The 8,880-nt window shown below is 43.8% G+C and carries 6 protein-coding genes and 1 pseudogene; 4 read left to right on the forward strand and 3 right to left on the reverse strand.

Going from position 1 to position 8,880, the window contains the following annotated elements; genetic code table 11:
* Window positions 1-221: 221 nt before the first annotated feature.
* Together F6K53_RS34195 and F6K53_RS34200 are read right to left on the reverse strand one after the other, a co-directional pair.
* Window positions 222-1,537: pseudogene (locus F6K53_RS34195) on the reverse strand (IS701 family transposase).
* A 67-nt stretch (window positions 1,538-1,604) separates the two neighbouring features.
* A complete protein-coding gene (locus F6K53_RS34200; RefSeq protein WP_293029080.1) occupies window positions 1,605-2,432 on the reverse strand; it encodes an NACHT domain-containing protein in 828 nt (275 codons plus the stop codon).
* 464 nt (window positions 2,433-2,896) lie between these two features.
* Between F6K53_RS34200 and F6K53_RS34205 the strand changes: the two genes are divergently transcribed.
* Window positions 2,897-3,847 (forward strand): YbhN family protein, encoded by a 951-nt coding sequence (locus F6K53_RS34205; RefSeq protein WP_293029077.1) that lies wholly within the window; start codon window positions 2,897-2,899, stop codon window positions 3,845-3,847.
* A 27-nt stretch (window positions 3,848-3,874) separates the two neighbouring features.
* Here F6K53_RS34205 and aspS read toward each other — a convergent pair whose 3' ends face one another.
* A complete protein-coding gene (aspS, locus tag F6K53_RS34210) occupies window positions 3,875-5,662 on the reverse strand; it encodes an aspartate--tRNA ligase (protein WP_293029074.1) in 1,788 nt (595 codons plus the stop codon).
* A 431-nt stretch (window positions 5,663-6,093) separates the two neighbouring features.
* Here aspS and F6K53_RS34215 point away from each other — a divergent pair, with 431 nt between their 5' ends.
* From F6K53_RS34215 to F6K53_RS34225, 3 genes are all read left to right on the forward strand, one after another.
* Window positions 6,094-6,504 (forward strand): roadblock/LC7 domain-containing protein, encoded by a 411-nt coding sequence (locus F6K53_RS34215; RefSeq protein ID WP_071102467.1) that lies wholly within the window; start codon window positions 6,094-6,096, stop codon window positions 6,502-6,504.
* Window positions 6,505-7,165: 661 nt separating this feature from the next.
* Window positions 7,166-8,026, forward strand: coding sequence for a DUF4388 domain-containing protein (locus F6K53_RS34220; protein ID WP_293029069.1), 861 nt, complete (start codon window positions 7,166-7,168; stop codon window positions 8,024-8,026).
* Between the two features lie 140 nt (window positions 8,027-8,166).
* Complete coding sequence (locus F6K53_RS34225) at window positions 8,167-8,715, forward strand: ATP/GTP-binding protein (RefSeq protein WP_293029065.1); 549 nt, start codon at window positions 8,167-8,169, stop codon at window positions 8,713-8,715.
* Window positions 8,716-8,880 lie beyond the last annotated feature (165 nt).

An 8,880-nucleotide genomic window follows, 5' to 3' on the forward strand; every position in this document is an offset into this window, starting at 1 on the left:
GGAGCAGATAATTTGCGCTCGCTGTTGTGTTTTACTCAAGCAGTGCGACTTCATTCGTGGTCTGACCCATTTTCATTGGTGGCAGGCAGCCAAGGCTTAACGATAACTATTTAACCGGATTTGATATAACCCCTTGTCGCACCTGTCGAATCATTTCACGGGTTGACCAATGGTACTCATTGAGAAATCGACAATTGGCGCTAGTGGGACTTAAACAAAAATCAACCCCAAATAAAGCCCTTACTCGCTTTATAAAAGGCAAATACGTCTCGGTTTTGGGTCAACCAATTAAAGAAACGGAAAGACATGGCAGTACGAAAAGCTTCTAGAGCCTCAGGAAAAGTATTCATTCGCGTAGCGTGGCCTTTGGCCAAGGTTGATTAGCCCAGCGTCTTTGTAGTCCTCCAGTTAACTTGTGCCAAAGAATAAAAGTGTAGGCACAGAAGACTAGGATAAAATGGCGAATCAGACTTCTTTTATCTCTGACTTGGTATTCTCTCAAGCCGAGCCATCCCTTAGCTTCCCGATAGAATACTTCTACCCAATTTCTTTGAGAGTAAGTCGTTATAACCCACTGTGCTGTTACTTTATATGAATCAACATTAGTGATAAAATCATCAATGTCTGTCGCCTCTTCAATTGAACTTGCATCTCCTACGATAGCAAATGTTCTTTCTCCTTCTAGACGAGACAGCTTGGCATTTAATGTTGCCACCCAAACACTTTTCGGTTGCTCGTTCGTTGAGATGAACTTCCTCAAAATCATCTTAGGAGAGGCTTTTCGCTAATTCATCCGTAATTTTTACTTCAATGTCTGATTCAGTTTTAATAATAACTTTCCGTTCGCGTAGCGTGCGCCTTTGGCGCATTTTTAGCGACCCCTCCTAAATACTTTAGCTTCCTTTCTTCCAATTTTTTGATAAAGGTTGTATTGTTGCCATAACCGGCATCAATTAAGACGATTCCTGGACGATACCCCCGAGCCTTACTCCGGTCAATTAACTCTATTCCCAAGTCAGGCTTCTTCTGAAATTCCTCATCTTTCTTTCCCAAAGCTAGTGAAGTGGCGTGCTGATATAATTCTAGGTCTAATGGTAAGCTTTTTTTGCCATCATAAATATGGGTTGTGGGAGATGACTATTCCATTGTCTGTCTTACCGATTTCTCCTAGATACTGCCTTCCCACTCCGAAGCGTCAAGTTACCACTTTTTCTATGTCCAGAGTCATCCAAAATCAAGGCAAACCCTCCCTTGATTCGGGTCCCTTGAACATTTGTTCATCACTTGTAAACGGCGTTCATTGATCTTAACGGCATCCCAAGGGGCATCAGTCAAGAAATGGTGTAATCGGCTGTAAACTACACCTACTGCATTATTTGCCATCTGTGTCAGGTTTTTCCTCTCGCTTTCCCCTAATAATCCCCCTAAATAATGTCTAAATCCGGTTTTTTGGGCTTTGGCGCATGAAGCAATCGTCGAAACGTTTACACCATTTCTCAAAGCACGGGGGCATGGCGGAGGGAGTGGTTTCTCTCAGGTCGGTTATTTCGACGTAAAATTACTGTATGATAAGTATTATAGCCTTATTTTACTCTTTTTATTGTTTAAATCCCACTAATCTGAGTTTGTTGATACCAGCCCTGAAGAAATTGCTGAATTTGGTTGAAATTAAATGGTTGTACTTCTAACACCGTTTCGACCTGTGACCCTGGTGTAGTACGATAGCCCTGGGGACGATATGTCAAGATAAAAGCAGTTTGGGGATAGGTTTGCATCTGCTGGTTAACCCATTGACTCACCTGCTGACGCTGATCCGGATCAGCTACTTCATCCAACCCATCCAACATCACTAAGCATTTGCCATTTTCTAACTGATCCCGAAACCAATTAGCAGGAGGTTGTTCCAAGCCTGCGGATTGACCCAATCCTGGTAATGACCCTTCCTCAACTTGTTTCGTAACTAGCTGTGCCAAGTTAGGTTTTTGCTCACTAGTAATGCGATCGCAACTATTCCGCAAATATACCAGTATAGGAATTAGTTTTGGCGCTTTATACTGGCGGTGAGCATTGTTGGCATAGGTCAGGGTCAAATGCTGCAAGGTAGTGGTTTTTCCTGATCCTGGGGGGGCAATGATTGCCAAATGTCGATAGGCTCGTCTTTTAGGTATTTTGGCGATAAAATCCCAAATTTCCGGACTGATCTGAGATTGATGGGAGTTTGTCTTAGGTAATGGTCTATTACCTGGAATTTTTGTAGCGAATCTTAGGGGGACAAATACCTGCTCGAAATCCAACCTTGATAGCCTTGTGTTCAACACTACTGTCTTCAAGTCACGAAAACCGTAGACTAAGCTTTGGTAATACTTGTCTTGAAACTGTGAGGTTGATTTTCCGTCGTGAAACTGTGAGGTGAATTTTCCCCACAACCCCATGACCAAGTTTTATTCTGGTTCCAAAGCTTTCTCATTTGACTTGTTTTGGAACGATGGCTTGTCCGACATGTTTTCTGGCATAGTGATGCTACTGCTACAAAGCCCCTTGCTTTCGAGTGTAAGCGAGTCTAATACTAAGTTGCCGCTTAAAGATGTAATTTACTGGTAAGACTATCCTTGAATTTGACTTTTAACCGTCAACTGTCAACGCTCAATCCTCTTGGGCAAAAAACCGTTGCAATAGTGACCTAGTAACAACCAAACTTGGTGTAAACACGCTTACTCGATGACACTGCTGATCAATTCTAAATTTTTATAAACAATGCTATATTTAAAATATATATTTTTAACTATTAGTAACCGAATTGAGTTTTTAGCATTTTATCACTCTCATTCTTTGTCTGTCATTTGTGATATCTTCTAAGTGTCGTATTACTTTGTAAAAATGTTAGAATAGATAGTCAATGAATGTAGCGATTAAGCGAGTCCTATCACCCCTAAAACCTTACCTACGCTGGGCAATCTTAGGTGGGACATTATTCTTCTTAGCAAAAGCCTTGAAAGACAACTGGCAAGAAGTGCTAGCGATTCGGATCAGCACTTCTGGATGGACTTGTTTAGGGATCGCTGTTGGCGTGACATTGCTAGCCCACACCTGGACTGGCTGGGTTTGGCATTGGATGCTCCGGGAATTCGACCAACAACCAGGGCTTGGATGGTGTATCCGGATCTATCTGAAGGTTAACATTGCCAAATATCTACCAGGTAACGTTTGGCACTTCTATGGTCGGATCTGGGCAGCTAAAACAGCAGGAGTTCCATTGGGAGTAGCTACTCTGAGTGTGTTAATGGAACCTCCCATGATGGCAGTAGGTGCTTTATTGCTGGCTTTGATCAGCTCTCCTTTGGCCAGCCGGATCATTCAACTCCCAATTCTGTTTGCTGTACTGATACTGATTCATCCTTGGTGTTTAAACCCATGCCTACAGTATTTAGCTCAATTAACAGGCAAGAAGAAAAGCATTGAATCAGATGAAGATCAGATTATCCGGGTCAAGCGCTACCCAATCCTACCATTGTTGGGGGAATTGGGCTTTTTGGGATTGCGAGGTTTAGGCTTTTTGCTTACCCTGTTAGCCTTAAGTCCAATCAGCCCCAGCCAACTCCCCCTGTTGCTTAGTGGGTTTAGTGTAGCTTGGCTGTTGGGCTTAATTGTCCCAGGGGCACCAGGGGGAGTTGGGGTATTTGAAGCCACTGCAGTGGGTTTACTAGAGCATGACTTTGCTCCGGCACTGGTGCTGAGTTCCGTTGCCTTGTATCGTTTGATCAGTATTCTATCAGAAGTTGGCGGTGCGGCACTGGCATGGTTAAATGAACCTCCAAGCGATCGCTCTTCTAACCAAGATCAAGGATGAAAACTTCATAAGTCATACTTTCATACTTCATACTTCATCGTGATAGGTAGAAGCTACGTACAACTCTTTTAACTGTTTATCATCCACAACACCTGGAGCATCGGTTAGCAAAGAACGTGCTTGTTGGGTTTTCGGGAAAGCAATCACATCGCGAATAGATTCTTCCCCAGCTAATAGCATTACTAGCCGATCCAAACCATAAGCAATCCCACCGTGAGGAGGGGCACCATAGTCAAAGGCTTCCAGCAGAAACCCAAACTTACTGTGAGCTTCCTCTTCGGACAAGCCAATAGCTTCAAAAACCTGTTGCTGAATCTCTGGCTGGTATATCCGGAGACTACCACCACCGATTTCTACCCCGTTCCATACTAAGTCATAGGCTTGAGCCCGAGCCGTTTTCAAATCATCTAAGTCATCAGGATGAGGAGCTGTAAATGGGTGGTGCAGTGCTTCTAAACGCTTTTCATCCGCATTCCACTCAAACATCGGGAAATCTGTTACCCAGAGTAAGTTAATTTTTGTTGAATCAATTAATCCCAATTCTTGACCAATTACAAGTCGTAACCGGTCGAGGGTTTTATTGACAATGTCAGCTGAACCAGCACCAAACAGCAGCAAATGACCAGCAGTAGCACCAGTTGCCTCTAATAACTGCTGTTTTTGGCTATCACTTAGGTTATCCTTAATCGCCCCGATGGTATCAATTTCACCTCCTTCTCGCACCCGGATGTAAGCTATCCCCTTAGCACCAGCTTCGCTTGCTTCTTTGAATAAGTCACCCCCTGGTTTAATCCGGACATTCGATATAGCTTCATTACCACCAGGAATAGGTAGAACTTTGACTACACCCCCAGTCTTTACTGCACCCGAAAAGACTTTGAAGCCAGAATCTTTCATCAAATCAGAGACATTGACTAGTTCTAAGCCAAAGCGAGTATCGGGTTTATCACTTCCGTAGCGTTCCATGGCTTCAGCGTAAGTGAGGCGGGGGAATGGTCTGGGGATATCAATACCTTTGACTGTTTTAAAAATGTGAAATACTAATGTCTCATTAAGCTGGAGAATTTCCTCTTGGGACATAAACGACATTTCCATGTCCAACTGGGTAAACTCTGGCTGTCGGTCAGCTCTGAGGTCTTCATCCCTGAAACATCGGGCAATCTGGTAGTATCGATCCATACCCGATACCATCAACAGCTGCTTAAACAATTGGGGGGATTGGGGCAGAGCGTACCACTGACCCGGATTAACACGGGAGGGGACAAGATAGTCTCTAGCACCTTCGGGAGTGGAACGAGTTAGTACTGGGGTTTCCACTTCCATGAAACCTTGTTCATCTTCCAGGTAACGGCGAATTCCTCTAATCACTTGATGGCGCAGTTGCAGGTTTTTGCTCATGCGATCGCGTCTTAAGTCCAAATACCGATATTTCAGCCGTAAGTCTTCTCGCACTGACTCAGTATCAGCACTGGACACCTGAAATGGCAACTGCTTACGCACTTTATTGAGCAGTTCAATGTAGAGAGCGTAAATTTCTACCTCGCCAGTAGGCAATTTGGGATTAAGGGACTCGTCAGGACGCTTAGTAACTCGTCCGGTAACCTTCACTACATATTCATTGCGCAGGTGATCGGCATCTTGATAGGAATCGGGGGTACGCTCAGGGTCACTAACAATTTGGACAACACCACGAATATCCCGTAGGTCCAAGAAGATCACACCTCCATGGTCGCGACGTCTGGACACCCAGCCGCAGAGGGTAACAGTTTCACCAATGTGCTGGCTTCGGAGTTGACCACAATAATGAGTTCGCATAGTCTTTGTCTATAATACTGGTTGAATTAATTTACTTATCAGGCTAAACCCTGGCGCGTTATGGTCTTAGATTCTCACCCTCACGGATGATATTTCCTGTTTTACAGGCACTTTACTAGGATTAAAATCCCCCGCCAGTAAGCCGACCCAGGCAATTTCAGCCACCACAAAGTCTGAATTATAGCTCATTTGACCCGAGTCTAGGCCATAGTCTGACACTAGGCTTCCTGATATGGGGGAAAAGGTTTCATAGGTTCTGTGTACCTTTGGGCTATAGTTCCTGATATCCTAACCCAAGCCAGATCTCCGACGAATTTACTGCAACGACCGAGTATGGCAACTAGACCTTGATAATTGGCTAGACTTTCCCTATCACTCTATTTTCCACAAACTCGATTGAGCAGTAACGTTTTGATGAGGAATGGATAACCATGACCATTAATACCGCCAAGCTGGAGACCATTATCCAAAATTTTGTCACCAGCACCAGTGAGGTTCAAGGAGCTGCTTTAGTTTCTCCTGATGGACTGCCTATAGCATCCAGTTTACCGAGCGAGATGGATGAAGAACGAGTATCAGCCATGTCAGCTGCTATGTTATCCCTAGGTGAACGGATTGGCTCGGAATTGTCCAGAGGCATTCTAGACCGCATCTTCGTAGAAGGTAATAAAGGTTATGGCATACTAACCAACTGTGGCGAGTATGCTGTTCTATTAGTCTTAGCCACCAAGGCAGCTAAACAGGGGGTGCTGATGCTGGAAATCAAGCGGGTGATTCCAGAGTTGAAGGCAGCCTTAGAGCCTCACCATTCCATACCAGGAATTTATGAAACAAAACTCTAGTTAAAGTGCCACAGCAAAGATATGAAAGGTTGCCACTGCTTATATCATGTCGGGATAATTACCCTTAATAAAAACCTCCCCCATCTCCCCATCTGGCCATCTCCCCATCTCCCTACACTCCCCATCCTCCCGGCGCCCCCGCCCCTTAATTATGGGTATTCAACCAGACTTGATATTCGAGTAGGGTGGGTGAATTTCATCTTGACAGATAGTTCAATATAATGTATTATTTGCTATGATTTTTCGTAAAAATGCTCACTGTTATTTGAATAATTTAAGAAATCCTTTTGATTTTAGGTAACTCAAGATACCTATGGTCTTAACTGGAAGTTGCTATACTTGCAAAGCTATCTAAGCGCCAGGTTTGAGTTAAGCCTATTGCCAATGTCAGATTGCCAATGTCAGAAACCCTGCTGAACCTCTCCTCTCTGATGCTTATATCTTCATTTGACGCATCAGTCATAAGATATAAATTTTTTACTTTACACTTAGGGAATTACTAACCCAATGGTTATAAATGTATTGTAAAATAATTAAAATTTAATAACTTTACTATAAAATCCCAAAAAATGGATAAAAAAAAGAGATTATTAATTAGGTGATGTGACTATCAATAAATTTAAGCCTAGTAATAGGTTAATTGATTTATTATTGACAAGTAATGGCTATCACGAGTTCTTTAGCGGAATTTTCCCTCCCAGAATTGTTTCAGTTCCTCGATCAGGGAAACAAAACTGGATTACTAACCCTCCGATTCAAGCTAAGTAGGCATAGTCAAGAAATAAAAGCTCGACATATTCTACTGCGCCAAGGTCGGATCTTGGCAGTTAGCCATCGTCTGGATCACCAATGCCTGCTGAAAATGATGTGTCAGCGGGGTTGGCTGAGCCCTGAGGTAATTAATGAACAGGTAAATCGATGTCCGGCGAATAAACCTATTGGTCTGTACTTGAAGACTAAGGGATTTATGCATCCAGAGCAGTTGAGACTACTATTTCATGCCCAGGTTATACGCTCAGTTTGTGGCTTATTCAGGCTCAAAGATGCTAAATTTAGGTTTGACTCTAAGGCAACCTTGCCCACGATAGAAATGACGGGTTTAAGCATCTCAGCTACCAAAGCAACTCTAATTGGTCTGCGAGCTCTACCAGATTGGACTGGATTAGCAGACAAGCTACCTGAGACAACCTCCGCACTATCTAGGGCGATGGTGGGTCATCGCCAGTTAGGGCTAGACCCAATGGAAGCTGGAGTTTGGAAATTAGCCAATGGGTCGATTCCCCTCACTGATATTGCAACTCGGTTGGGGAAGTCTCTGGAAACGGTTCAACAGATATCCTTCCGGCTGATTAGCGTGGGTTTAGTCGCAGAAGTGCCTATGCTTACTTCATATCAACAGAACTATTGGCAATCACAGGGATTAGAGCCAGTCGCCGTTGGGGCAAATCGAACTGAGGAGGACAATCCTCAAGAGCTGAGCAATCGCTTTGTGCAACACTTACTTGGTTTCTTAAGGAGGTAATAACAGCTAGGTAGTTTTTGGAGTTAATGGTAGTTTTTATGCAATCAGAGCATGGTAATCCTAATCCAGTGGTTGACAATAATGTTGTCGTGTTTCCGATTCTGCTTCAGAACGGCTAACAGCAAATAAGCGTGGAAATTATGCGTCTAGTTGTGACCGGTGCCGTGGGTGCTGGAAAATCCTCTTTCATTCGCTCGGTTAGCGAAATCGATGTAGTGGATACAGATTGCCTAGCAACGGACGTGACAACTAAAATTAAGCAAAAAACTACAGTAGCGATGGACTTTGGGCGTTTGCAATTTGCTCGAGATATGGCGCTACATTTATATGGTACTCCAGGACAGTCTCGCTTTGATTTCATGTGGGACATCCTGATTCGGAAAGCCCATGCTTACATACTCCTTGTTGATGCCCATCGTCCCAGTCAGTTTAGCTCTTCCCGTCGCCTGCTCAGTTTTATGCAACAGCGTGTAAAAATTCCCCTAGTGATTGGTCTAACCCATGTCGATTGTGATGGAGCTTGGTCAGAAGAGGATATAGCGATCGCATTGGGCTTTGTGGATGAAAGCAATCGACCCCCGATGGTCAGCCTCAATGCCAATCAACGAGATTCTGTGATTCAAGCATTAATAGTGCTAGTACAATATATCATTAAATGTGACATCTCCCACACTCACCCTAATGGTTAGAGTGTGGGCTGATCGCCGTAAAATCTAAATTTAGGATCTAGGGCGTGTCATCAATTAAGCCAGATTACGGCAGCAGCCAGATAAATTGCTCCTAGAAAGTTCTTGGCTCGCTTATCGTAGCGCGTCGCGTTCGCGAAGCGTGACCAAAGGTCAATCCCTCGATAT

The organism is Moorena sp. SIO4A1, from assembly GCF_010672065.1.
Classification (GTDB): Bacteria; Cyanobacteriota; Cyanobacteriia; order Cyanobacteriales; family Coleofasciculaceae; genus Moorena.